The 24,946-nt window shown below is 46.3% G+C and carries 20 protein-coding genes; 13 read left to right on the top strand and 7 right to left on the bottom strand.

What is annotated here, in order from left to right:
• Positions 1-224: 224 nt before the first annotated feature.
• Positions 225-1,109 (top strand): OmpA/MotB family protein, encoded by an 885-nt coding sequence (locus ACYVD4_RS04130; protein WP_460942668.1) that lies wholly within the window; start codon positions 225-227, stop codon positions 1,107-1,109.
• 87 nt (positions 1,110-1,196) lie between these two features.
• Here ACYVD4_RS04130 and ACYVD4_RS04135 read toward each other — a convergent pair whose 3' ends face one another.
• Together ACYVD4_RS04135 and ACYVD4_RS04140 are read right to left on the bottom strand one after the other, a co-directional pair.
• Positions 1,197-2,009, bottom strand: coding sequence for a lipoprotein signal peptidase (locus tag ACYVD4_RS04135; RefSeq protein WP_460942670.1), 813 nt, complete (start codon positions 2,007-2,009; stop codon positions 1,197-1,199).
• 107 nt (positions 2,010-2,116) lie between these two features.
• Positions 2,117-3,340 (bottom strand): proline dehydrogenase family protein, encoded by a 1,224-nt coding sequence (locus tag ACYVD4_RS04140; RefSeq protein ID WP_460942996.1) that lies wholly within the window; start codon positions 3,338-3,340, stop codon positions 2,117-2,119.
• 274 nt (positions 3,341-3,614) lie between these two features.
• On the opposite strand from ACYVD4_RS04140, the gene ACYVD4_RS04145 reads away from it, so the two are divergent.
• Complete coding sequence (locus ACYVD4_RS04145) at positions 3,615-4,718, top strand: chorismate mutase (RefSeq protein ID WP_460942672.1); 1,104 nt, start codon at positions 3,615-3,617, stop codon at positions 4,716-4,718.
• Between the two features lie 116 nt (positions 4,719-4,834).
• On the top strand, positions 4,835-5,626 hold the full coding sequence (locus ACYVD4_RS04150) for a hypothetical protein (RefSeq protein WP_460942674.1): 792 nt from the start codon (positions 4,835-4,837) through the stop codon (positions 5,624-5,626).
• 16 nt (positions 5,627-5,642) lie between these two features.
• On the opposite strand, the gene ACYVD4_RS04155 is transcribed toward ACYVD4_RS04150, so the two are convergent.
• Together ACYVD4_RS04155 and ACYVD4_RS04160 are read right to left on the bottom strand one after the other, a co-directional pair.
• Entirely contained in the window at positions 5,643-6,602 is a 960-nt protein-coding gene (locus tag ACYVD4_RS04155) for a DUF4249 domain-containing protein (RefSeq protein WP_460942676.1), read from the bottom strand.
• Positions 6,603-6,604: 2 nt separating this feature from the next.
• Positions 6,605-9,028: a TonB-dependent receptor gene (locus ACYVD4_RS04160; protein ID WP_460942678.1), complete on the bottom strand. Its 2,424-nt coding sequence runs from the start codon at positions 9,026-9,028 to the stop codon at positions 6,605-6,607.
• A 403-nt stretch (positions 9,029-9,431) separates the two neighbouring features.
• Here ACYVD4_RS04160 and ACYVD4_RS04165 point away from each other — a divergent pair, with 403 nt between their 5' ends.
• On the top strand, positions 9,432-10,373 hold the full coding sequence (locus tag ACYVD4_RS04165) for a CAP domain-containing protein (protein ID WP_460942679.1): 942 nt from the start codon (positions 9,432-9,434) through the stop codon (positions 10,371-10,373).
• Positions 10,374-10,424: 51 nt separating this feature from the next.
• On the top strand, positions 10,425-10,943 hold the full coding sequence (locus ACYVD4_RS04170; RefSeq protein WP_460942681.1) for a hypothetical protein: 519 nt from the start codon (positions 10,425-10,427) through the stop codon (positions 10,941-10,943).
• A 67-nt stretch (positions 10,944-11,010) separates the two neighbouring features.
• On the opposite strand, the gene ACYVD4_RS04175 is transcribed toward ACYVD4_RS04170, so the two are convergent.
• Positions 11,011-11,937, bottom strand: coding sequence for a DUF4249 domain-containing protein (locus ACYVD4_RS04175; protein ID WP_460942683.1), 927 nt, complete (start codon positions 11,935-11,937; stop codon positions 11,011-11,013).
• Complete coding sequence (locus ACYVD4_RS04180) at positions 11,937-14,342, bottom strand: TonB-dependent receptor (protein ID WP_460942685.1); 2,406 nt, start codon at positions 14,340-14,342, stop codon at positions 11,937-11,939. Before ACYVD4_RS04180 ends, ACYVD4_RS04175 begins: the two co-directional genes overlap by 1 nt.
• A gap of 174 nt (positions 14,343-14,516) precedes the next feature.
• Between ACYVD4_RS04180 and ACYVD4_RS04185 the strand changes: the two genes are divergently transcribed.
• A complete protein-coding gene (locus ACYVD4_RS04185) occupies positions 14,517-15,857 on the top strand; it encodes an NAD(P)/FAD-dependent oxidoreductase (protein WP_460942687.1) in 1,341 nt (446 codons plus the stop codon).
• Positions 15,858-15,862: 5 nt separating this feature from the next.
• Here ACYVD4_RS04185 and ACYVD4_RS04190 read toward each other — a convergent pair whose 3' ends face one another.
• Complete coding sequence (locus ACYVD4_RS04190) at positions 15,863-16,597, bottom strand: hypothetical protein (RefSeq protein ID WP_460942998.1); 735 nt, start codon at positions 16,595-16,597, stop codon at positions 15,863-15,865.
• 445 nt (positions 16,598-17,042) lie between these two features.
• Here ACYVD4_RS04190 and ACYVD4_RS04195 point away from each other — a divergent pair, with 445 nt between their 5' ends.
• The 7 genes from ACYVD4_RS04195 (at position 17,043) to ACYVD4_RS04225 (ending at position 24,896) form a co-directional block, all read left to right on the top strand.
• Entirely contained in the window at positions 17,043-19,145 is a 2,103-nt protein-coding gene (locus ACYVD4_RS04195) for a S46 family peptidase (RefSeq protein ID WP_460943000.1), read from the top strand.
• Between the two features lie 99 nt (positions 19,146-19,244).
• On the top strand, positions 19,245-19,766 hold the full coding sequence (locus ACYVD4_RS04200; RefSeq protein WP_460942689.1) for a DinB family protein: 522 nt from the start codon (positions 19,245-19,247) through the stop codon (positions 19,764-19,766).
• A 6-nt stretch (positions 19,767-19,772) separates the two neighbouring features.
• Entirely contained in the window at positions 19,773-21,980 is a 2,208-nt protein-coding gene (locus ACYVD4_RS04205) for a S9 family peptidase (RefSeq protein ID WP_460942691.1), read from the top strand.
• 114 nt (positions 21,981-22,094) lie between these two features.
• Complete coding sequence (locus tag ACYVD4_RS04210; protein ID WP_460942693.1) at positions 22,095-22,748, top strand: hypothetical protein; 654 nt, start codon at positions 22,095-22,097, stop codon at positions 22,746-22,748.
• 93 nt (positions 22,749-22,841) lie between these two features.
• Positions 22,842-23,522, top strand: a complete 681-nt coding sequence (locus ACYVD4_RS04215) for an NUDIX hydrolase (RefSeq protein WP_460942695.1) — start codon at positions 22,842-22,844, stop codon at positions 23,520-23,522.
• Between the two features lie 61 nt (positions 23,523-23,583).
• Positions 23,584-24,018: a nucleoside deaminase gene (locus ACYVD4_RS04220; protein WP_460942697.1), complete on the top strand. Its 435-nt coding sequence runs from the start codon at positions 23,584-23,586 to the stop codon at positions 24,016-24,018.
• Positions 24,019-24,071: 53 nt separating this feature from the next.
• Complete coding sequence (locus tag ACYVD4_RS04225) at positions 24,072-24,896, top strand: hypothetical protein (protein WP_460942699.1); 825 nt, start codon at positions 24,072-24,074, stop codon at positions 24,894-24,896.
• Positions 24,897-24,946 lie beyond the last annotated feature (50 nt).

The raw sequence follows: 24,946 nt of genomic DNA on the forward strand, positions 1-24,946 counted from the left end.
TACGTAGTATCCGCTTATAGCGTCAAAATTCAACATTCTAACGTGTATATCGACTATAATTCAAAAAGTTTGCTTAATGAATGCGGGAATAATACAAACAAAGTTTTGTTAAATGAAAAAGTTATTAAACCAGTTAATAAGAATCCATTATTTTTGTAAAACGATTTGTTCCCGAATTCGCTCATATCGTCACTCTATTATTTTTTGTTAACATTTTCGATACCATGAAACGAGTATTAATTGTTCTTTCGGCAGTGGTTATGCTGGCGTCGTGTAACAGTAAAAAACGCCTGGCCGAAATCAAAGCCCTTCAGGAAGCACGTGATAAGGCAGTTGCATCGCTCAACGATTGCGATCAGCGTACGGCCGATTTGCGGTCTCAATTGTCGGCTAAAGACAGCGATCTGCAAAGTAAAGACAAACAACTGTCTGACTTAAACGGGCAGATTGATTATCTGAAAAAGACCAACACCAATCTGCTGGATCGGATGTCGGACCTGTCGATTGTAAGTAAGTCGGGAGCTGAAAGTATTAAAAAGTCGCTCGAAACCTTGAATGAGCAGACCAAATATACCAACAACCTGAACGCTTCGATTCAACGGAAAGATTCGCTGAACCTTGCATTGGTAATGAGTCTGAAACGCTCGCTCGATGATATCAACGATCAGGATGTGCAGGTTGAAGTGAAGAAAGGCGTTGTTTACGTATCGCTTTCGGATAAACTGTTGTTCAAATCGGGTAGTTACGATGTTCTGCCAGCTGCCGAAAACGTTCTGAGCAAAGTGGCTAAAGTAGTAAATGACCACAAAGAGCTTGATGTTCTTGTGGAAGGCCATACGGATGTTGTCCCCATTTCAACGTCAGCAATCAAAGACAACTGGGATCTTAGCGCACTACGTGCTACGTCGGTTGTACGTACCCTGCAAAACAAATTTGGTATATCGCCTGAGCGTATGACGGCAGGTGGTCGTTCGGAATATGCTCCGAAAGACGACAACACAACCAACGCTGGTCGTCAGCAGAACCGTCGGACGGAAATCATCATTACGCCGAAACTTGATCAGTTCTTCAACTTATTGTCGAGCGGTCAGGCTGGCGGAAGCCGATAATCCAATTCAGATAGACTATTTATTAAAAAGGTGCCGGAATCGATTCCGGCACCTTTTTTAATGTTTTACGATGAACTACGTAGAAAGCTAATCAATTTCTTTACGTTCGTTTGGTATAACAGTTTCAGAAGTTGCGGCTGGCTGTTGTGGTTGATCATCCTCTTCGGAAACAACTGGCTCTACAGAATCAGAAGGCTCTGATTCATTGGTAGTTGCCTTAGTTTCTATTTCTTCATTATCAAGTAGTTCGGTTGTCGGTAAAACTGAAGCGTCAACGGCATCAGGTCCAGAAACGGGAAGCATGGTATCCTCAAGGGGTTGTTCACCAAAGAACCGACGCTGAAAGAAGAGAATTAAACAGACACCTATGAAAATACAGGAATCGGCGATATTGAAAATCGGTGTCGAATAGTATTGCCCCCCCCAGACAGGCACCCAATCGGGAATAAAGCCCTCCCATACATCAACAAAAATCATGTCGATTACCTGCCCATGAAACCATGGAGTTGGCGATCCATAAGGCGCATTATCCAGAAAAACACCATAAAACGTGCTGTCGATTACATTTCCTACTGCTCCGGCTAAAATCATGGACATAGCCCACAGCAAACCATTAGGAGCGCCCCGATGCGCCAGATTAACCAGATAGTAGCCGATGCCGACCATTGCGAACAAACGGAATACACTCAGCAGCAACTTACCATATTCATGGCCAAGTTGCATACCGAAAGCCATTCCGGGATTCAGAACGTAGTGAAGCTTGAACCAATCGCCAACAATCTTGATCTGACCCGCAAAGCCGGGAGCCATATAAAAATGAACCGCTAATTTCACCGCCTGATCAAGGGCAATAAGCACGAGCGTCAATACAAAATACTTGAAAGGACTTTTCTGAATCATACTAAAAATACGGCACAGCAACCATCCGACAGGGCGTTGCTGTGCCAGCCATTATTTCAGGAAAAACCGGCGCACCAAAAGATTACACCGAACTAGCGTACTCAAATTCACTTCCGACATCCTTTTCGGCGTTTCAGCTCATCGCTGACCAACGTGAATTCACGGCTGCTTTGACCCGCAATCGACTTATTTTCGTCAGCACGACGGAATAAATAAGGCATCACTGATTCTACCGGACCGTATGGTACGTACTTGGCTACGTTATACCCTGCATTCGCCAGGTTGTAGGATATATTATCGCTCATACCCAGCAATTGCGCAAAGTAAATATGTGGGTCAGAAGGAGCAATTTCCAGCTCTTTCATTCGCTGCACGCAATATTGGCAACTATACTCGTTGTGTGTGCCCAGACAAATCGAAATCACATCCCGGTTTTCCAGACAGAAATCGATTGCCATATTGAAATCACGGTCGGTATCTTCCTTGGTTCCCTGGATTGGGTCTTGATACTCTTCTTCGTGGGAACGTAGCCGTTCTTTTTCCAGATAGGCACCACGTACCAGTTTCACCCCCAACAAATAGCCTTTGGCGCGTGCCTCGGACGTATCACGGCGAAGGTGATCAATACTTTCCCAGCGATACATTTGATACGTATTGTAAACAATAGGCCGCTCATGGTTATAGCGATCCATCATTTCATACGCTAACGTATCAATTGTGTCCTGAATCCAGCTTTCTTCCGCATCCACAAAAATACGGACGTTGCGTTCGTGAGCCCGGCGGCAGAGCGTATCCACACGCTGCAAAACCCGGTCGAACTGAGCCTTCTGTTCTTTGTTGAGCGAATCGCCAATCTGAACTGCTTCGAGCAGTTCGGTAGAGGCCAGCCCCGTCATTTTGAAGACCGAAAAAGGAATATCGGCCGACTCGCTGGCTCGTTCAATTGTGCGGAGAATTTCAAGTGACGTATCTTCGAAACTTTTTTCGGTGTCTTCGCCTTCAACAGAATAATCGAGGATCGTTCCAACATGCGCTTGGTGAAGCTGGTGGATCGTTGTTTCGGAGTCGCGAATGCTTTCTCCACCACAAAATTGCTCGAAAATAGTGTTCTTAATCAGGAATTTAATGGGAAGACGAAGGCGCAGGGCAATCTTTATAAAAAAAGTTCCTAAATTTACCAGCCATCCCTGATTCATCAACGCAAATAACCAGTAGGTCTTTCGGAGTTTGAAATCCGACTGGTACGAAAAAGCAATCGAAGTGTCCTCAAATGAAACAGGTCCGTCCACGTTTGACTTTACGTCGGCGAGCCTCTGGACAGTCTCCGGCATAGGATTACTTCGGTTCGACATATCAGTGCTCTGTTTGAGCGATGCTACTTGCATAGCGGTGAGTGCGCGTCGGCTAATAGGACCGAAATATATAACGAAATTTCGTTTAATCGGTTCACAACAGGCGCGGCTTGTTTCGACAAACTAAAAACGGTTATAGACAAATTAAGGAACCGGCTTGAGATACAGCCAATTCCTAATGCAAATATACCACAAAATTAAATTGAAAGTTCCCGCTAGAGTATAGGTATTACTCTTAGATTACCTGAATAGTATGAAAGTAGAATTAGCCGTAGAGCCGCTTGGGTCGTGGATAGATACCAACGGCAAACCTCTGATCATCGCAGGGCCATGTAGTGCCGAGACCGAAGATCAGCTTGTTGAGACTGCACGCCAGCTAAAAGCATTGGATGCAGTGCATGTAATTCGTGCTGGTGTCTGGAAACCACGTACCCGTCCTGGTAGCTTTGAAGGCATGGGCGAAGTGGCATTACCCTGGCTTCAGCGTGCTAAAGCCGAAACCGGCCTGCCGTTTGCTGTTGAAGTAGCTACCCCCGAACATATCGAACTGGCACTGAAATATGGTGTCGATATTTTGTGGATTGGCGCCCGTACTACCGTAAATCCATTTAACGTACAGGAAATTGCGGATGCGCTACGTGGTGTTGACGTACCTGTATTGATCAAAAACCCGGTGAACCCTGATCTGGCGCTCTGGGTAGGCGCTTTCGAACGTATCGCCGGAGCAGGTATCAATAAATTGGGTGCTATTCACCGTGGATTTGCTACAGGAGAAGCCAGCAAGTACCGGAACGTACCGATGTGGCAAATGGCGATCGAACTGAAGTCGATCTTCCCACAGTTGCCAATTATTGGTGATCCAAGCCACATGGCCGGAAAGCGCGCTTACCTGAACGAGCTGGCGCAAATGGCAATGGACCTGAACTACGACGGTCTGATTGTTGAATCGCACATCGATCCTGACAAAGCGTGGAGTGATGCTGCTCAGCAATTAACGCCTGCAGCTTTTGGCGAAATGCTCGATCATCTGGAAATCCGTCAGGTAGAATCGCAAAACCTCGAATTCCAGAGCTTCACCGAACAGTCGCGACGTAGCATTGATAACGTAGACCGTCAGATTGTTGAGATGCTGGCTGCCCGTATGGCGCTGGTAGAGCGGTTGGCCGAATACAAACGTGATAACAACGTAACGCTGTTCCAACCTGAGCGTTGGAAAGAAATATTGAAAACACGTACTGATTTGGGCACCAAATTAGGTCTGTACCCTGAACTGGTGGAAGAAATCTATAAAATTATTCACATGGAATCGATTCGGAAGCAAACCGAAATCATTCACAACGCTGCACAAAACGCCTAAGCGTTTGGGTAGACAGTGAATGGGCAGTTAAGAAAAGGTATACCTTTTTCTAACTGCCCATTTTTTGCTTGTAACAATGAACCATTGTACACAATAAGGATGTCGATATAGAATTTATGCAATTAATTGTAACCCGTTTAGTATACACTTTACTAGTTTATATAATATCTCTTTTACCTTCTTACAGTCAGAAAATAAACAAGAATGGACTGAGTGGAGGTATAGATATAGGAGTAGGCGCTAAAAACGGCTCATTCCATTCGTCAATTACGTATTACGAGTTGTCGCAGATTGCCAAAAATGAATCCTTTTTCATTGGATGGACTGGCCGACTGGGGGTTTTTCAGGGAAAGAATGTAAACTATTATACGGCTCCTGCCCGATTAACGCGTGGACGTAGTGGACTTGGCTCTATAGGGAAATCATTGCTTACCGAGAACATTGACACCATCTACTTCAATCGCACATCGCACATATCCCTCAATTTCGGACTTCGGGCAGAGTACTACGTAGGCCCATTAACTCTAGGAGCGAGTATTGATCTTGTGGGCGTTACGTTCGGGGCCAGACATACGGGCCTTATTTCTTCATCAACGGGACTTTTTATTGGCGAAGACGCAGCAGGATTACCCATCAACAAGCCCTTTCTGGGCGAAGACGCTAATCAGACGGCTATTCCAAACTGGCTAAACCTCAAACTGCCGGGAGATCTTAATCAGGGTATGCTCACAACCGAAGCTTATGTACGCTTCCGGATTACGGAAGGAGTCAGCCTAAAAGCAGGCTATCAGTGGTTAACAACGGAAATGGCTATTAAAAATAAAGATATCGTCAGCAACAACAACCGTTTCCGCAACCGCGCCGACTTTTTATATTTTGGTATAACGGCCCCGATTTCCCCTTGGTGAGAAATCGGGAATCGCTCTATTTGATAGTCATAGTAAGCGTTGAACGATTGTAGGCCCCGAAACAGCCATACCCGCCCTGCACATTGCTCGGAATCAGAACCGGCTCCGCAAACGGATTATCACGAACCTGATTCTGCCGCTCAATGGCGTCATGATAGCGATAATAATTTTCATCGACGTTGAGCAGGTAAGCTTCCAGCTTCCCCGCTGGTTTAGTCGCAGTCCAAACACCATTGATCAGCGTATAAGAGGAGGGTGCCAGACGTACGCGTTCTGAAACCATTTCCTGACCATCGCGATTCTGGTCGGATAAAAGCGACCGATTGTCAAAAGACCAGTTACCTATAAAATAAAGGATGGAGTCGCGAGGAGTTGTATTTGGCGTGCTTGGCGCAGGTCCGACAAACATACGTACTGGATATTCATTGTTACCGGCAATTCGGTAAAAATTAGCCTGTCCGGCAGGGTCTCTCCACCGTAGTCGAGCGAAATAGTTTTTGCGTCTATCGCCGAATTCTGTAGTTAAAGCTGTATCGATTGAAACCTGCTCTAGCGCAACCGGATTGGGAATGGTGCAGGTAGCTGTAACTTCAGATACGCCGTAAGCAATAGCTTTCAACGTGTACGTTTTCCCAACAACAATAGGTAGTTCACTAGCTTTGGCACGATAATAAAGTCGAGGGCCACCACCAAAACTAGAATTAGATGTTGACTCCTGAAGCGTTACAATCTTGACGCCATCTGATAACGTAACAGTAGCTTGTGGTACGTACGGATATTCATGACTTATTCCTAATACAGACGAAGAGCGGGCTAAGAGGACAGTCAAAACGGTATCTTGTGGAGAAATGAAGCTGGTCACAACCAGTTTTTCGCCTTGCTGCACCAATCCTTTGGGTTCTACTTCTTGCCGTAAACTGTCGCAGCCAGCTATCAAACCGATTAATACTACGTAGATAAGAACGTTGAGTTTCATGATCAGAATTTAAAATTATAGCTGATAGACGGAACGATAGGGAAAACCGAATAGCGAAATAATGCAGTACGCGGTAAAAGCTGTCCTTCTTGTCTCACCGATTGAAGCTGGTAGAAAAACGGATTCCGTCGATTGTAAGCATTATAGAAACTGATTTCCCACGTACGCTCGTGATGTTTTTTCTGCTTGTGAAATTGAATCGCTACGTCGAAACGATGATAGGCTTCGGCGCGAAAGCTGTTCTTTTGCTGACCATAATCACTAACGGTGGAGCCATAATCAAACAAATCGGTAATTATCGAAGGAACACCATTGCTATAAATAGTTTGTCGGTTAAGTGAGTGTTGATATCCTCGATAGTTGGCAACAGGTACTGTTAACGCATTTCCTGTACCATACACCCACGTACCTGACAACGTAATACGTTTGCTAAGCTCATAAATTCCGACCACCGAGATGTCGTGCCGCCGGTCATAACGGGGGAAGAAGGGTTTTCCCTGATTCAATTCGGGGAACTGCCACTGTGTCCAGGAGAGTGTATATCCGATCCAGCCAGAGAGTCGTCCGGTTTTCCGCTGGAAAAGTACTTCGGCTCCGTAACTCCAGCCTTTGCCCGCCGTTACGTTGTCTTCCCAACGAACCCGTTCGGCCGAAGTTGGGTCTTCGATCAGCAGAAAACTAGCACCTTCTTTGTAGTTGATAATGTTCTGCATGGTTTTGTAATAACCTTCTACCGTCAGTGCATACCCTTTTCCCAATGCGAAATTATCGGAGAAATCTTTTGCAATTCCCACGGCCACCTGTCGCGATTGTTGTGGGGCAACGCGGTCGGTAGTAGGCACCCACAAATCAGTGGGTAAGCCAATTCCGGTGTTACTCAGCATATGAATGTACTGATTCATCGTAGCATACGACGCTTTGACCGACAAGCTAGGACGTATTTGATACGAGGCTGATAAACGCGGCTCAGGACGAACGTAGCGCGCAGAGCCTTGCAAAAACAAACTCATCCGCAAACCACCGTTCACACGCCAGCGTTCGTTAGGACGCCAAGTGTCTTCGACGTAAACGCCCGCTTCAACCGCATCGATGGCCTCAACGTCGCGCCGGAACTCGTTGATAAAGGCGTTCTGTACGACAACTGCACTCGGCGTGAATCGGTGAAAAACGGCCTGTGTACCGAAACGTAGCGAATGCTTTGGCGTAAGGTAGTAATCGAAATCAAGCTTAGCTGAAAGGTCGCGGATACCCGACGAGTAACGTAGCGACGTAGTGGTTGTGTCCGAACTACGGTCGTCTGACGAAATCTTGAATTCGTAATCACTGTAAATGAGCGACAGATTTGAGAATAGTTTCTGATTGAACAGATGGTTCCAACGTAACGTACCGGTAGCGTTTCCCCAACCAATACCAATGTCGGAACCCAGCTCTTTTTCTTTTGCGTAGAAGCGGTCGCGGCCAAAATAACCACTCAGATAAACCTTGTTTTTCGAGCCAAAATCATAGTTCGCCTTGGCATTGAAATCGTAGAAATAATAACCGGCCTGTGTTTCTCCACCAGTCTGGGCCGCAATGAGCGGAGCCGCTACAATATCCAGATACGTCCGTCGACCCGATAGCAGAAAGCTCCCTTTCTTATTTTTTGTGAATGGACCTTCAAGTGTTAGCCGGCTCGCAATAAGTCCAATACCACCTTCGCCATGCAGTTTTTCCTTATTGCCGTCTTTCATATTCAGCTCAATGACCGACGAAAGGCGTCCGCCATAACGGGCCGGAAAACCGCCCTTGGTCAACTCAACGCTTTTCAGCGCGTCGCCATTAAAAACCGAGAAGAAACCGAACAGGTGACTAGCGTTATAAACTGTAGCTTCGTCGAGGATAATAAGATTTTGATCCGGGCCTCCGCCACGGACGTAAATGCCAGTTTGCCCTTCCGAACCTTTCTGAACGCCCGGCATAAGTTGAAGCACTTTCAGTACGTCCTTCTCGCCCAGAAACGCCGGAATTTTCTTAATCTGAGCCACCGGTACGTCAATGCGACTCATTTGCGGACTTTCGCTCACTTTCTCTTCCGTACGGCTGGCTTTAACTTCTACTTCTGAAAGTGCTCGTCCGGGTGTAAGCAACACGTTCTGGCTACTGTTCTGACGTAGGCTAACGCTACGTGAAACCGGCTCGTAACCCACAAACGAATACGCTAACCGAATGCTATCCTGCGCGGGTAACGTAATAGAATAAAAGCCGTAGGTATTGGTAGTTGTACCTGTCGACGTTCCAGGCAGATAAACGTTAACCCCAATGAGTGCTTCTTGGCTTCCTGCTTCGCGAACGTAGCCGCTGATTGTGAGTCGATTAACAGGGTTTTGAGCACATGCATTATAACTCCATAAGAAACTACAAAGCAGAACAGAGAAAAGTATATTCATAAATGGGACTATAAGTGACACTATAGACCCTAACGCTAGCATGGGCGTTGTAATGTGTACCAACTGTTAATCTATCGTAAAATTGGCGGGTATGGATGCCGATACGTAGTCTACTACGTCCTCTGAGGCTGATTTTGACGGAAAATGCTACTTGTTTGACGAAAAAAAGCACACTGATAGACAGTTCTTTGCACTTATGATTGCGAGGTGATGTAAGCAGTAATTTGATCTTCCCACATTCCTACAACATCTAGTTTATCGATTCATTTTTGTTAACCTCTTCCAAACAATGAGTAGCCTAAAAACTCTTTTTTTTCTATGCCTGACAACCCTGCTTTGGTCTGTTGATCTACAAGCTCAGAACCAACTGCACAATCAATCCAATCTGGATTATTTATCAACTATGAGTAAGAAGGCTTCACTGAATGAAGCCGAAAAGGCTCAAATCAGGAAGACGATGCTGGCTATTATGAACGAGGCACGTAGCAATCCTAATTACCGGAAGCAGCAGGGTTGCAAAACGGCTTTGAATCTGCCTTCTAATTTAAAACCCTTTTTTATGGATGACAGGCTAACCAAGACGGCTCAGGAACAAGCTGATTATCAGTCTTCTATTAAGGAGGTAACTCATGATAATAGAAATTACAGAGCCGTAAATAGAGACGGTGGATATGGTGAAAGAATAAGCAAATACCTGAAAAATTTTAGTGTTCCAGAGGCTTGTGCTGGTTCAACAGAATTGGCGGATTATCCTATTGGCTGGATGAAATCGGAAACTCATTATCGGCCTACCTGGAATTTAGATGGTGACAAATCAACCGCTGTTGGATTTGGTTTTGCGAAAAACCCGCAGAATAATTACTGGTATTTTACGGCTGTCTGGGCCAATATTGACGAGTCTGCTGCTGTTGCCGTGGCTAATCAAAACTCGGCGCCACCGACTTCTACACCACCAGCGTCTGGTAATGGCGCCACGCTGAAGACCATGAAACCCGGTGATAAATTGCGCGAAGGCGACCGATTAGTCTCGGCAAATGGGAATTTCCAACTTCGAGGCACACCCGACGGTAATTTTATTATCGAAGACATTCGTGCGAATCGTGTTATTTATACTTTCCCACTAGCAGGTCCTATCAATAACCCACCAGCCGTGAGCTTTTTGAGCTACAACCCTGACGGCAATATCTGTATCGAGAGCAAGCAGAATAAAGGTTACTGTGCAACCAACGGTCGGGATGCGGTGACTCCGGTTATCATCTACAAAAGTGATCGGGCGGTGTTAACCGACAATGGACGATTTGTGCTGGTTGATAAGCAAAATAAAGAGATCTGGGTCGCTAAATAAGTGTCAAAGGCTTTATTCAATCTTTATGGTGCCTCATAAAATGTATCTATCATGAACCTAAAAATACTCACAATTCTGACCGTAGTAGTGGTTAGTGGTTGTGGCAAGCAACAATCAACAACCGAGAAATCGACAACAACTCCGACCGCTCCTGTTGAGTCAAGTACGTTGGCCGCAGAGACGGATAGCCAACAGCAGGAATGTTACGGGTGGATGACAGAACAGGGCGATACAATCCAGTTAAGTTTATCTAGACAGGGCGCTTCTGTAAGTGGTGCTCTGTTAATTTCTTATGCCGGAAAAGACAGACGCATAGGTACTTTCCAAGGGCAAATGCATGGCGATACGTTGATAGCTGATCATAGTTATATGCAGGAAGGAATAGATGCGGTAGGTGAAGTAGCGTTTTTGGCTAAAGACGGCAGTTTTTTGGAAGGGTTAGGCCCGAGTGAGTTTAAAAATAAAAAAGAGGTATTTAGCCCCCTATCCGAACTTACATTTACAGGCGAAGTACTAAAGCGAATACCCTGTAACACAATTTCCCCCAGCATGAAATCTGGCGATAAGTAAAAATTGACATCAACTACTATCAAGTGAAGCTGACCCGATCAAAAAATAGCTTCTGATCGGGTCAATTTCATTTAATATTTATGCTTAGACTCGTTGTGCTATAACCAGCAAAACAACCAAGACCACCATCTATATTACTGGGAATCAGTACGGGTTCGGCAAAGGGATTGTTACGAGACCGTCGTTGGCGGATAATGGCTTCCTGAAAGCGGTAGTAATTAGGATCAACACGTAGCAGGTTGACAACAGCTCTGGCCCGATTGTATTGCCCATAAAAATTGCTGGTCGACGTACTGGTTAAATACGCGCGACCTGAAATCATTAGGCTTCCATCCACACCAGCATCACTAAATAGTCCGCGATTGTCGTCATCGAAGGTCAGGTTGTTGGTGCTTTCTATAGAACAGTTTTTACAATTGCTGGCAACGTAGCGAAAAACACCCGATACCTGATAATAATTGGTTTCTCCGGCTGGGTCCTGCCAGCGTGCCCGAACAAAATAGCGTCGGTTAAGCGAATCCAGCGTTACGTCTTTCAACGAAACAGGTGTAGGAATTGTACACGTACTGGTTGCCCGTTGGCCATTAGAGGTCACTACGCTCAGCGTATAGGTATGCCCTACTATAATCGGTAACAGACGTATGTAGTTACTGTAATAAGGCCGGCTTTTTACAGTATCGCCAGCCAAAATGTTATTGTATTTCAACGTAACAGATTGGCTTCCATCTGTTAACGTAACAATAGCGTCCGTTACATTATTTCCCGTTTGCAACAGGCTGATACTATCACCTACAACTGTGCTGGAGCGAGTGACCTTAACGGCTAGTATGGTATCCTGTGGCGATAGAAAACACGTAACAACAAGCTTGGATGGCTCAACACCGAGCAGACTAGGCGATACTTCATTGCGCAGACTGGAACAGCTTATACTTACGCTGATCAAAAAAAGCAGCAAAAGGTTTATGATTGATTGATTTCGTAAGATTGGCTGCATCAGAATTTGAAGTTGTAGCTAATGGCCGGAACAATCGGAAACACAGAATACCGGAACAAAGCCGTACGAGCGGGCGTAGTAGCCGTTGCCGCAATCGATTCGAGCCGATAGAAGAATGGATTTCGGCGGTTGTAGAGATTATAAAAGCTGATTTCCCACGTTCGTTCGTGATGCTTTTTCTGTTTGTGAAACTGAATACTCACATCGAAACGATGATAGGGTTCGGCTCGGAAACTATTTTTCTGCGTACCATAATCATCCACAGTACGAGGATTTTGAAAAAGAGCCTGAGCAAGAGCATTATTTGCCATGCCGCCCGTAAACATCGCGTTGGTTGGCCGATACGTGTCGTAGCGACCGACGGGCACGGTAAGCGCATTGCCGGTTCCGTAAACCCAGGTTGCCGAAAGCGTAATCCGTTTATTTAGCTCGTAAATTCCAACCAGCGATACGTCGTGCCGTCGGTCGTAGCGCGGGAAAAACGGTTGTCCGCCGTTCAGCTCGTCAAATTGCCATTGCGTCCAGGAGAGGGTATACCCTAACCAGCCCGAAAAACGGCCTACCTTCTTTTGCAGCAAAAACTCACCGCCACAACTCCAGCCTCGTCCAGTCGTTACGTTGTCTTCCCAACGAACACTGTTTGCTGCAGTCGGGTCGTTGATGAGCAGAAAGCTGGCGCCTTCCTTATAATTGATGATGTTATTCATCTGCTTGTAATATCCTTCTATCGTCAGCGTCAGTCCTTTGTCGGTATAATCTTTGGCAATCCCAATGGCCACCTGTTGTGATTGTTGTGGTTTTACGCGGTCGGTGGTAGGTACCCACAAATCGGTTGGTAAGCCAATGCCGGTGTTGCTCAGCAAATGAACGTATTGATTCATCAGCGCGTAAGACGCCTTCACCGATAGGTCTGGTTTTAATGTAAAAGCCGCCGATAGTCGCGGTTCGGGCCGAACGTACGCTACGTCCTTTCCTTGAAAATAACTTAAACGAAAACCACCATTCACCCGCCAACGGCTCGACGGTCGCCACGTATCTTCTACGTAAAGCCCCGATTCCACTACGTCGATGTTGTTGATATTTTTGATCGATTGATTGATACCCGCATTTTGAAGAACCACCGCACTCGGTGTAAACCGATGATACGTAGTCTGAATGCCGGTACGTATCGAGTGTTGTGGTGTTGGGTAAAAGTCGAAATCGTATTTCAGTCCTAAATCCCGAATGCCTGAGTTGTAATAAAGCGAGTACACTTCGGTATCCTGCGCACTACGTTCAACGGCCGAAATCTGGAATTTATAATCGCTGAAAATCAGGGAAAGGTTCGAGAATAATTTCTGATTGAACAGGTGATTCCAACGTAGCGTGCCGGTCGCATTTCCCCAATTCAGGCCGGTATCTGTGTTACTTGTTTTATCGGTGGCGTAAAAACGGTCGCGGCCAAAGTATGTACTCAGATACAGTTTATCGTTCGGGCTTAGATCATAATTCGCTTTGGCATTCAAATCGTAGAAATAATAACCAGCCTGAGTTTGGCCCTGCGTTTGCGCCCGAATAAGTGGTGCTGCGATAATGTCCAGATAGGTTCGTCGGCCCGAAAGCAAAAATGACCCCTTTTTGTTCTTTGTTAATGGTCCTTCCAGCATCAACCGGGAAGCAATCAGGCCAATGCCGCCTTCGCCATGCAGTTTATCGCGGTTGCCATCTTTCATGTTCAGATCGATAACCGACGAGAGTCGACCACCGTATCGTGCCGGAAATCCACCTTTTATAAGTTCAACACTCTTGATCGCATCGCCGTTGAAAACCGAGAAAAAACCGAACAAATGATTGGCGTTATAAACAACAGCATCGTCGAGAATAATGAGGTTTTGGTCGGGGCCACCGCCACGGACGTAGATACCCGTTTGCCCTTCCGAACCTTTCTGCACGCCCGGCATAAGTTGGAGCACTTTCAGTACGTCTTTCTCGCCCAGAAACGCCGGAATTTTCTTGATCTGAGCCACCGGTACGTCAATCGCACTCATTTGAGCACTTTCGCTCACTTTTTCAACCAGACTTCCTGCGGTTACAGAAACTTCGGTCAATGCCTGACCCGGTGTAAGTAGCTTATCAAGTGTGCGGTTGCTACGTAGTGAAACAAGCTGGCTAACAATTTCATAACCCACAAATGAAAATGCCAGCCGAACACTATCCTGAGCGGGTAAAGTCAAAGAATAAAAACCGTACTTATTCGTCGTTGTGCCAATGGTTGTACCCGGCACGTAAACATTAACGCCAATAAGGGCTTCCTGACTACCAGTTTCACGAACATAGCCGCTGACGGTAAAACGAGAACCTGTCTGGCTGTGCACAGTAAACGGAAACAGCAGAAATATGAGATAAAGAAGGAAACGTAGAGACATTTACAGGAATAAAATTGAGCGGGGTTACGGGGCTTTGCAACTAAAACGCCCGGCTGTTGAATTCCGGTATACTGGGGAACAGACGGGGGGCAAAACGCTGTTTTTCAAACAAAAGGGCAAATTGAAAGGTACTTACACCTAGATAAGCTCTGTGATTAACTAGATAGCTTGGTTATGCTTCAATTCGATAAACTTTCGCTCAATATACCCGATACATCCAAACCTCGCGTCGTGATCATCGGCGGAGGGTTTGGCGGTATGAATCTGGCCAAAAGTCTGCGCAATTCTGATGTTCAGGTAGTGCTGTTCGATAAACAAAATTACAATGGTTTCTGGCCGCTGCTTTATCAGGTAGCTACTGCCGGTCTGGAGCCGGATGCCATTGCCGAGCCGTTTCGGAAGATGTTCGACGGGCACGACGATTTTCACTACCGTATGGTCCGAGTTAGTAAAATTGATCCACAGTCTAAAACCGTTTCCACACTCATCGGCGATTTACAGTACGATTATCTGGTGATTGCCAGTGGCTCGAAGTCGAATTTTTTCGGGAATGCTGATATTAAGAAGTATTCGTTCCCGCTGAAAACCATTCCTGAAGCCCTGAATGTACGTAGTCAGTTTTTACAGTGTTTTGAACAGGCCAGCGTAACGACCGATCCTATTGAACGGCAAAGTCTGCTTACGTTCGTAATTGCGGGCGCAGGACCAACAGGCGTTGAAATGGCGGGCTCTCTGGCCGAAATGCGCAAACACGTATTGCCAAACGACTATCCGGGCCTGGATTTCAGCGAGATGAATATCTACGTAGTGGAAGGCCTGGGAAAAGTGTTGCCGCCTATGTCGGACGAAGCCGGTAAAAAAGCACAAGAGTATCTGGAAGATTTAGGCGTGATTGTTCGGCTTAATACGTTGGTCGAATCGTATGACGGCGAAACCGTTACGTTCAAAGGCGGTGAAAAAGTCAGAACGCAGACGCTGGTTTGGGGTGCGGGCGTAACAGGTGCATTGATCGATGGTATTCCGGCTGACGCAGTGGAAAAAGGGCGAATTCTGGTCGATCCAATTAACCGAGTTCAAGGATTAACCGATGTATTTGCCATTGGCGACATCGCGTTTATGAAGCTGAAAGATTACCCCAAAGGACATCCGGGCGTAGCGCAGCCCGCTATTCAGCAAGGTAAGCATTTGGCTAAAAACCTGCGCCATATCCTGAAAAACGAACCCACCGAACCGTTCGAATATTTCGATAAAGGGTCATTGGCTATTGTTGGCCGGAGCCGGGCTGTTGCCGATTTGCCGGGCAACCTTCATCTAGGCGGTTTCATTGCGTGGATGGCCTGGTTATTTGTGCATATCTGGTATCTGGTCGGTTTCCGGAGTAAGCTGATTGTGTTTAGCAACTGGATATACCGCTTGTTTACGTATCAGCGTGGTACACGTATCATCATTCGTCCCTTTATACGGAAAGATGATAAAGTGGGCCAGCAAATGCTAGCCCATAATGAGATGGAGTGACAGTTTTAATGACTACTAATTGGGTAGTTAAAACCAAACGCATAGATGAACTGAAGCGAGTAAAAATGATGCGTAGCCAGCCCCTGCTGATCAGCTCCGAGTTTTGTATCGGTGTAATTTGCCCACGCGCCCTGAAGATTAGACTGGAGGAAAAAGTACTTGAACAAGTCAAGTTTTAGTCCTCCGCTAACCCCGGCTACTACGCCCTCATAGCGAAATTTACCACTATTGTTATTTCCCAATACCGACGAAATACTATACGAAATCAGTGCTCCTCCACCAATTTTTCCGATGGCACTCAGTTGTATATTTTTGGTCTGCCATATTTTTTGTCGCTTCACCAAGTTGAGCATCAGGTAATTATTGCCGTTAGTATGCTGTAGGTGAACAAAGTCGGGGGTTACGAGTGTGTCTTTATCGATCTGGTGACCGCGAACTTGGCCTTTCACGTGCATAACCTGATTATCGGTGACAACGTATTTTAAATGATCCCAACTGATCTCAACTCCAAGATCGTGTTTATCATTGAAAAAATAGCCTCCATACATGTTGTACTGCGGAATGGTCAGTTTAGTGATTTTGTAAAATTCGTAGTAATCCGGTTTATCATGGGCCTTCGCGTCGATAAAGGTGAAATCGTAATTGTCGGTTACTGTGTTTCGGAAACGAATGGTGCTCGTGCTATACCAGTCGCGGTTATAACCCCAGAGAAAATAAAAGCTGCCATGCATTTTTCCCATTTTCACTGTTTTTTCTGGAAAGGCCGATTGGGCTAATGTAGATTGGAACAGGCATAATAATAGTGTACTAGTTAATAGAAGTGTACGATTCATGTAGTGAATAAGTGACGGTGGTACTGAACTCTAAAAATAATTTGGGCGCAAATAACGTGTAAAAGCCGCTGATAAACGGACTAAAGATTTCTTAGTAAATAGCTGACTTTCAACATAATATACATATTTTTATATATGACTACGTAAGTCTGTATCTGGTAACTTTGTTGTGGTGATAGAGAAACAGGTTGATACGTTATACGTCTAGTAGTAACTGATTTTCTACTACGTTAGCAAGAGCAAAACGTTTGGTATAAATTCACGTTTTAGAGATAGTCGAACCTTATTCCAGTTTCTAATGCAGCTAAAGCTTATCAATAAATCTCAGATTTTTCGTGCCAGTATCGCACTGATGCTGGGAGCCAATTTGACCATTGCCCAGAACAGTACATCGACCGCAATTGATACTACCAAAGGCGGACCGTTGGATCTGGGTAAGATGTGGACGTTCGATAATCCGCCCAAAGAATATTTTGCAAAAACGTACGGAGGATTCACGCCCGACGATAAATGGTTTGAGGAAGCGCGGCTGGCTTCACTACGTTTCGCCGATTACTGTTCAGCGTCTTTCGTTTCGGCCAACGGACTGGTTATGACCAACCACCACTGCGCCCGCGAATCGGGTACAGGGGTTACGCGAAAAGGTGAAGACCTGAATGCTACTGGCTTTTTTGCCAAAACGGCGGCAGAAGAGCGTAAAGTAGAAGGCTTGTTTGTAGATCAGTTGGTGCAGATTGAGGATATCACCAGCCGGGTGCAGGAAGCTATGAACAAAGCAACCGCAGAGCAGGAAAAACTACAGGCGCGCGAGCAGGTATTTTCGACAATCAAGCAGGAGTATGGACAAAAAGACGGCTGGAAAGGGCTGGAACTTCAGACCATTGTTTTCTACAACGGCGGACGATATTCCATTTATGGTTTCAAACGCTACACCGACGTTCGGCTGGTGTTTATGCCCGAATTGCAGCTAGGCTTTTTCGGGGGTGATTACGACAACTTTACCTATCCGCGCTACGTTCTCGACTGTTCATTTTTCCGGGTTTATGACAACGGCAAACCATTGCAGACAGCCCATTTTTTTAAGTTCAGCCCAAACGGTGTTCGTGATGGTGAACCGATTTTCGTGATCGGAAACCCCGGTCATACCGAACGGCTCAAAACCGTTGCGGAACTTGAGATGGATCGTGATATGCAGACGCCAGCTACGATTCAGATACTACAAAATCGGTCGGCGGCACTAAAAGTATATAATGAAACGGCCAAGAGTGATAGTGTGCTGAATGAAATTTTTAGCTACGACAACAGTTTGAAAGCGTACGGTGGTCAATTGGCTGGCCTGCGCGACGCCAGTTTGCTAGCACGTAAAGCCGTGTTTGAAAAACAGTTCAAAGCGGCTGCGAAAGCCAAAAACTTACCCGACGATCAGCTTAAAACCTGGGATAATATTGCCGATAATACGGCGCAGTTGCGCAAGCTCTTTAACGACGCCAACTACCTCGGCCCTAGCGAACGTACTATGGGCGAACTGATGACATTTGCCAACGTAGTGACTCAGTTTAGTGAATTGCTGGCAACCCGTCCACAGGATGCCGACCGGGCCAAGTCGCTGATGGTGCCGCCAACTGTAAAAAACCGGGCGCTCGATGAAGCATATCTGGCGGCTCACCTTGCCGAAGCGCAGCAGGCTTTGGGGAATGATGATCCTTATGTGAAAACGGCATTGACGAGTCCTGATGGCAAAACACGTAGTCCTAAGGAAGCCGCAGCGTATCTTATCAAAAACACCAAATTAACCGATCCTGCTTTTGTCAGTGAGCTGGCTACGCGTCCAAATGCGGCCAGCGCATCCAACGATCCGATGCTGGCACTGGCACGGATTGGCTTTCCGCGTTACCGCGCTGCTGCTATTGAGGGACGCGATTTAGGGCAACGTCAGGAGGTTTTGAGAGGGCAGTTAGGACGAATGTTGTATGACGTTTATGGTACCGCTGTTCCGCCCGATGCTACGTTCTCGCTACGTATCAACGATGGTGTTGTGAAGTCCTATGATTATAACGGAACGAAAGCACCGATACTCACTACGTTCGCTGGATTGTATGATCGGAATTATTCGTTTGCCAATAAATCTCCGTGGAATTTACCGGCCCGCTGGAATAATCCACCCGCAGCCTTGTTGAAAGAGCCGATGTGCTTTATCTCGACAAATGATATTATCGGTGGCAACTCCGGTAGCCCCATGATCAACAAAAATCGGGAAGCGGTTGGGCTGGCGTTCGATGGCAATATGGAAAGTCTGCCGGGCGAATTTATTTTCGTCCCTGATGCAAACCGAACCATTTCTGTTCATACGGGCGGCATTGTGGCAGCCCTGCGACATATTTATAAAGCCGATCGACTGGTAACTGAACTTGTAGGCATTGCGGCAAAATCGGCACCCGCCAAAACGAAAAAGTAGCCAATCTCCCCAAAACTTCTGTTTAGGTCGCGTTATACAAACTCCCCGAAAGTTGAGTACTTTCGGGGAGTTGTGTTTTACTAACCTGAATTCGCAGTTATGACAAAGTCTGACATTCCTGTAATGCCGCAGTTTTTCGACCGGTATATCAACATTGCTGACAATACGTTTATTCTGGATGCGCTGGAGCAGGGTGCTACGTTCGAAAACCTGATTCCGGCCAAAACGCTGGAGGCCCTCGGCGAACAACGATACGCTCCCGGTAAGTGGACCGTGAAAGATATTCTTCAGCATACCATTGATAACGAACGTATTATGACGTATCGGGCCATGCGTTTCTCTCGTAACGACAAAACACCGCTGCCCGGTTACGAAGAAGACGAACTGGCGCAGTTTGCCAACGCCAACCGCCGAACCATAGCCGATCTTTACGACGAATACGCATTGGTACGTCAATCGAGTATTGCCTTATACAAAAGTTTCGATGAGGAGATGCTATTACGTAGTGGCGTCTGTTTTAATCAAACCATCTCCGTACTGGCGCTGGGATTTGTGCTGGTTGGCCATGCTACGCACCACGTCAATATTATTCAGGAACGCTACGTTCCACTGCTTTCATAACAAACTATGCTGAAACATACACTTCTACTGATTGCCATTACGGCACAAACGGTTTGCGCGCAAACAAAATCAAAAGTTACCGTTACCGACCTGACCCGAATCAAGCAGATTGGCGGAATTGAAATCGCACCAGATGGGCAACGGGCAATCTATACACTGACTACAATCGAGTCGAACCCCGATCAAAAGGAAGAATATGATTATAAAACGCATATTTACCTGACAGGACTGAAGCCCGGCGATACAAAAGCGCTGACTTACGGAGCGGAGTCGGCTCGGCAGGCAACCTGGTCGCCCGATGGGAAGCGGATTGCGTTTGTACGTACCGTGAAAGGAAAAAGCCAAATCTTTATTATGCCGCTGGATGGTGGCGAAGCCTGGCAACTTACCAACAGTACGTATGGGGCAAGTGGCCCGCTCTGGTCGCCCGATGGAAAGCGGATTGCGTTTACAAGCGGTGTGACTACGGCGCAGATGTTGACCGATTCGTTGTTGAATCCGACCAAAAACGGCCCGGCCTGGTCGCTGGAGAAGCCGGGATTTACCAACAACAATTTTGTAAAGGTTGATAAAAAGGTAAAAGCGAATCCCGATGGCTCGCTGGCCGAAATCCGGGCGTATCTGAACAAAGATGTTGAGGATAAAAAAGCTAAAGTCATTAACCGGCTCAATTTTCAGGGCGAATTTACCACCGAACCCGACCTTGCGTTTACGCACCTGTACATCACCGACGTAGCAGAAAATGCAACACCAAAACCGCTCACTCGTGGTTTTGCATCGTTTCAGGCAGGTAGCTGGCTTCCTAACGGACAGGGTTTATTGGCTGTTACCGACCGGGATTCGTTAATGCACCCAGACCGTGAACTGGATAACGCCATCGTTTTTATTTCGGCTGATGGTTCAGGGAAGCGAAACATAGTGCTGGGCGAAGAAGGTAAAAGTTATGGCGCACCGGAGATTTCACCAGATGGTAAACAACTGGCGTTTCTGGTAAGTCCGTCAGAAGGTGTGAATTTCCCGCAAATTGGCCTGTCAAGTCTAAACGGCGCAACGGCATCAGGCATACAACTCGTTACGTTCGACAGAGCCGCTGGAAATCTCGTCTGGACAACTGCAATTGCTAATGCAAAAAGCAAGAAATCAGCCACAACTCATACAATTTATTTTACCGCTTCCTCAAACGGTGGGGCTCCGCTATATCGACTTGATCCTCTTACGCGGCAGGTTACACAATTGACGGGTTTTGAAAGTGGCGTAACAAACTTCGATATCGTTGGTAATCAGCTTGTTTTTGCCAAAACAGAAGTCGCCAATCCATCCGAACTATACGTAACGAACGAAACGGCTAAGGCGCAAACGAAGCTGAGTAATCATAACGACTGGGTTGCTCAGCGGCAATTGAGTTTGCCTGAAAAGCATACGTATAAAAATTCGCTCGGGCAGGAAGTCGATTACTGGATTATGAAGCCTGCTACGTTCGATGCGTCGAAAAAATATCCATTACTGCTAAATATGCACGGTGGCCCAACGGCTATGTGGGGACCGGGCGAACAGTCGATGTGGCATGAGTTCCAGTACATGGCCTCACAGGGCTACGGTATTGTCTACGCAAATCCGCGTGGATCGGGCGGTTACGGAATTAACTTTCAACGAGCAAACATAAAAGATTGGGGAACTGGCCCTGCCGAAGACGTATTGGCGGCAGCCGTAGCTGCCGCCAAAGAAACATGGGTCGATACGAGTCGGCAGGTAATTACGGGTGGTTCGTATGCTGGCTATCTTACAGCCTGGATTGTTGGGCACGATAATCGGTTTAAAGCGGCTTTTTCTCAGCGTGGCGTGTATGACCTGACTACGTTTCTGGGAGAAGGAAATGCCTGGCGACTGATTCCGAATTATTTCGCTTATCCGTGGACACCTGAAGCGAAAGTGCTGGATGCAAATTCGCCCTATACGTTTGTGCAAAACATCAGAACGCCTTTGCTGATTAAACACGGCGAAAATGACTTACGTACTGGTGTTATTCAAAGCGAAATGATGTATAAAAGTCTGAAAATACTAGGTCGTCCTGTTGAGTACGTTCGTATGCCCGGTGCTACCCACGAGTTGAGTCGTACCGGAAACGTGCGTCAGCGTATCGACCGAATGCTACGTATTTACGAGTTCTTCGAGCGCTACGTTGGTCCTGAAGCTCAGGGCTTGACGCAGAAATAACGTAGCGGAGTATCTACATTTTAAAAAAATGACCGGATACTCAATCAAGCGTAATAGATAGCGGCTTATTCGGCTAAGTTTACAGTCGGATAAGCCGCTTTTTACAATACCGCTATGCGCTACTTACTTCTCTATTTTTTGATTTTCACTACGTCGGCATTCGCTCAGATTGCCAACGACAATACATTCACGGCCCAAGTCGATGGCAAAGAATTCACAACTCAGCCTCGCCGGGTAAAGATTGGGAGCTTCTGGTGGATTACGGCAAACGCCATAAAGCCCGATAAATCACTACGTATCTGGTTGGGCAGTTTCAATGGTCAGGATGCACTCGAACCCGGAACATACGTAGTAGTTGATTCAAAAGATCCATATAAAAACGAATACCGCAAGAAATACGCCGATCTGGGTAAATACAAGGGTATTGCGGCTATTCGGTATATTGAAGAAACCCGTGAGCCACGCATGGAGTACCACGTAGGCGATTCAGGAAATAACGACGAAACTATTGTGGTAACAACTGGAGCTGACGGATTTCTAGAAGCTACGTTCAGCGGTAAATTGCAGGGAACGTATTGGAAAGAGAAAGCATCGGCAACCGTTTTCGGTGGTGTTGGTCGATTAATCAACAAAATGGAAGATAAAGCCATCACCAAATCAACGGGCTATGACTCTGATATTGACCCAGAAGGGAACGGGTATAAAAAGCAGCCAAAAACTGATGAGGTGGTTGTGGCAAATGGCAAGGTTCGGCTTAAAATCAAGTAATTATCAGTTTCCGATTAGTCCTAATTATATGTTTACGTCTCCGAACAATCAGTATTGGTTTGGAGACGTATTTTTATTTACGAACTTGCCAATATGAGTAAACAGAAAGAAGCACTTCAGGATGCCCACAAATTCCGTTTCTGGAAGCGGCAGGCAGAGGCCAATGGATTAACAATTAACGGCATACAGGATCACTATGTTCGGTATCGTCATAACGGCGAAGTCTTGTTTGCCATGCTCGAAGTGGATGCCGATACGCCCGAAGGCGATAAAATTCCACCGGCTCTATTTCTGAAAGGACATGCGGCTTCCATGCTGGTTTGCCTGATCGATAAAGAAACGCGCGAAAAATTCGTTGTACTGGTTCGCCAGCGACGTATCGCCGATGGGTCACACATCTACGAACACCCGGCTGGTATGATCGACGCTAGTGACGAAGCCGACGAAGTGGCCGCCCGCGAAATTGGCGAAGAAGTTGGCTTGACCGTTGCCGCTAACGAGTTAACCAGGCTTAACTCTCGGCTGTGGTTTCCGAGCACGGGTACCAGCGATGAAGCCATGCATTTTTTCTACGTAGAGAAAGAAATGGCGCGTGATGAAATTATGACGTTTCACCTGAAAAATATGGGCAGTGAAGCCGAACATGAACGTATCACCAGCATTGTTGCTACGTTGCCCGAAGCGCATAAACTCATTACAAATGTGAATGGCTTACTGCTTAATTTTCTGTACTTAAAACACGTTGGCGATTACGAAACCATAAAGTTGCTGTAACCTTGCGAATAACGTAGTGTTTTATCAAGACAAAATAACCGACTCAAAAACTACAAATCATATGGATGAATTTATGGAGGAGGCCATTCGGCAGGCCCGGAAAAGTTTGAGTGAAGGCGGAATTCCTATCGGTTCATCGCTGGTGAAAAACGGCGAACTGGTGGCTTCCGGCCATAACAAACGGGTTCAGGAAAACAACCCAATTTTGCACGGTGAAATGGATTGCCTGAACAACGCCGGGCGTGTAGGTTCGTTCAAGAACACGGTTATTTACTCTACGTTAATGCCCTGCTACATGTGCGCTGGCACGATTGTTCAGTTTAAAATCCCGAAAGTAATTGTCGGTGAATCGCGGACATTCCCGGGTGCGAGGGAATTCATGGAACAACACGGAGTTGAGGTAATTGACCTCGATTTGCCTGAATGCGTAGACATGATGAACCAGTTTATTGCGGAGAAGCCAACGCTCTGGAATGAGGATATAGGTGAATTGTAAGTTACCTAAACAAGATTATTTCGTCACATGGGCTCACCTATCAAAGCGCCCTTGTGAAAATTATACGACCTTTTTTTATTCTCCTAACTAGCTGTGTATTTGGGATAAATGCATGGGGACAGCGTTCTGAAATCTGGAAAGAGCAGCACGGTACATGGTTGCTTAATGCGGGGTTGGGCGCAACCCGCTATCTGGGTGACTTGAATGAGCGGGATAATCTTGCTCATTTGCAATTAGGCATTGCGCTCAACGTAGCGATTGCCTATCGTTATTCTCCTCAACTTTCGTTCCGTGCCGAGGCTCAGCTTTATTATATTCGAGGTTCACAGATCGATACGCATCTTGCGTATAACAACCTATCATTCCGTAGCTTAAATCCTGATATCTGGGTGGGTGTGCAATGGGACTTCTGGAAAGCTTCTGACCGGAATAAGGTTGTTATCCCTTATGCGCTGGTTGGTGTTGGTCTCACGTATATAACTCCAAAAACATCCTATAAAGGGCAATCAGTCAGTCTGGCCCCATTGCAAACAGAAGGTGTTCTGTACGACAGACTGCCGTTTATTATTCGTTATGGTCTTGGGGTGCCGGTGATGGCAACTGAACGGTTTAAATTGAATCTGGAAGGTACGTATACACACGTGCTGAGTGATTATCTTGACGATGTTAGTACGGTATATCCAGACCGAAGCCAGATGGCCCAACTAGCTTCTGCATTGTCAGACAGGCGACTTGAACTAAATCAGATACCAAACGTAGTGGGAGCACAACGTGGTAATCCGTCAAGGCGTGATGGTTATTTTGTGTTGTCGGCCCGTCTCATCTTTATCCTTAGTACGTCTTCTCAACGGAATTACTCCCAGATGTTTGGCGGTTAGGCTTTTGGTGGCTTTTAGCTTACTTTTGACTTAAAATCGGTGAAGCCGCA

It is taken from the genome of Spirosoma daeguense, assembly GCF_054776875.1.

What these genes read in the sequence shown, in the direction of transcription:
- ACYVD4_RS04210 (WP_460942693.1), top strand. Translation starts at nt 22,095, where the DNA reads ATGCGCTACTTACTTCTCTATTTTTTGATTTTCACTACGTCGGCATTC.
- ACYVD4_RS04135 (WP_460942670.1), bottom strand. Translation starts at nt 2,009, where the DNA reads ATGATTCAGAAAAGTCCTTTCAAGTATTTTGTATTGACGCTCGTGCTT.
- ACYVD4_RS04165 (WP_460942679.1), top strand. Translation starts at nt 9,432, where the DNA reads ATGAGTAAGAAGGCTTCACTGAATGAAGCCGAAAAGGCTCAAATCAGG.
- ACYVD4_RS04220 (WP_460942697.1), top strand. Translation starts at nt 23,584, where the DNA reads ATGGATGAATTTATGGAGGAGGCCATTCGGCAGGCCCGGAAAAGTTTG.
- ACYVD4_RS04140 (WP_460942996.1), bottom strand. Translation starts at nt 3,340, where the DNA reads ATGCCGGAGACTGTCCAGAGGCTCGCCGACGTAAAGTCAAACGTGGAC.
- ACYVD4_RS04205 (WP_460942691.1), top strand. Translation starts at nt 19,773, where the DNA reads ATGCTGAAACATACACTTCTACTGATTGCCATTACGGCACAAACGGTT.
- ACYVD4_RS04145 (WP_460942672.1), top strand. Translation starts at nt 3,615, where the DNA reads ATGAAAGTAGAATTAGCCGTAGAGCCGCTTGGGTCGTGGATAGATACC.
- ACYVD4_RS04200 (WP_460942689.1), top strand. Translation starts at nt 19,245, where the DNA reads ATGACAAAGTCTGACATTCCTGTAATGCCGCAGTTTTTCGACCGGTAT.
- ACYVD4_RS04155 (WP_460942676.1), bottom strand. Translation starts at nt 6,602, where the DNA reads ATGAAACTCAACGTTCTTATCTACGTAGTATTAATCGGTTTGATAGCT.
- ACYVD4_RS04215 (WP_460942695.1), top strand. Translation starts at nt 22,842, where the DNA reads ATGAGTAAACAGAAAGAAGCACTTCAGGATGCCCACAAATTCCGTTTC.
- ACYVD4_RS04180 (WP_460942685.1), bottom strand. Translation starts at nt 14,342, where the DNA reads ATGTCTCTACGTTTCCTTCTTTATCTCATATTTCTGCTGTTTCCGTTT.
- ACYVD4_RS04185 (WP_460942687.1), top strand. Translation starts at nt 14,517, where the DNA reads ATGCTTCAATTCGATAAACTTTCGCTCAATATACCCGATACATCCAAA.
- ACYVD4_RS04175 (WP_460942683.1), bottom strand. Translation starts at nt 11,937, where the DNA reads ATGCAGCCAATCTTACGAAATCAATCAATCATAAACCTTTTGCTGCTT.
- ACYVD4_RS04195 (WP_460943000.1), top strand. Translation starts at nt 17,043, where the DNA reads ATGCTGGGAGCCAATTTGACCATTGCCCAGAACAGTACATCGACCGCA.
- ACYVD4_RS04150 (WP_460942674.1), top strand. Translation starts at nt 4,835, where the DNA reads ATGCAATTAATTGTAACCCGTTTAGTATACACTTTACTAGTTTATATA.
- ACYVD4_RS04160 (WP_460942678.1), bottom strand. Translation starts at nt 9,028, where the DNA reads ATGAATATACTTTTCTCTGTTCTGCTTTGTAGTTTCTTATGGAGTTAT.
- ACYVD4_RS04190 (WP_460942998.1), bottom strand. Translation starts at nt 16,597, where the DNA reads ATGGGAAAAATGCATGGCAGCTTTTATTTTCTCTGGGGTTATAACCGC.
- ACYVD4_RS04130 (WP_460942668.1), top strand. Translation starts at nt 225, where the DNA reads ATGAAACGAGTATTAATTGTTCTTTCGGCAGTGGTTATGCTGGCGTCG.
- ACYVD4_RS04170 (WP_460942681.1), top strand. Translation starts at nt 10,425, where the DNA reads ATGAACCTAAAAATACTCACAATTCTGACCGTAGTAGTGGTTAGTGGT.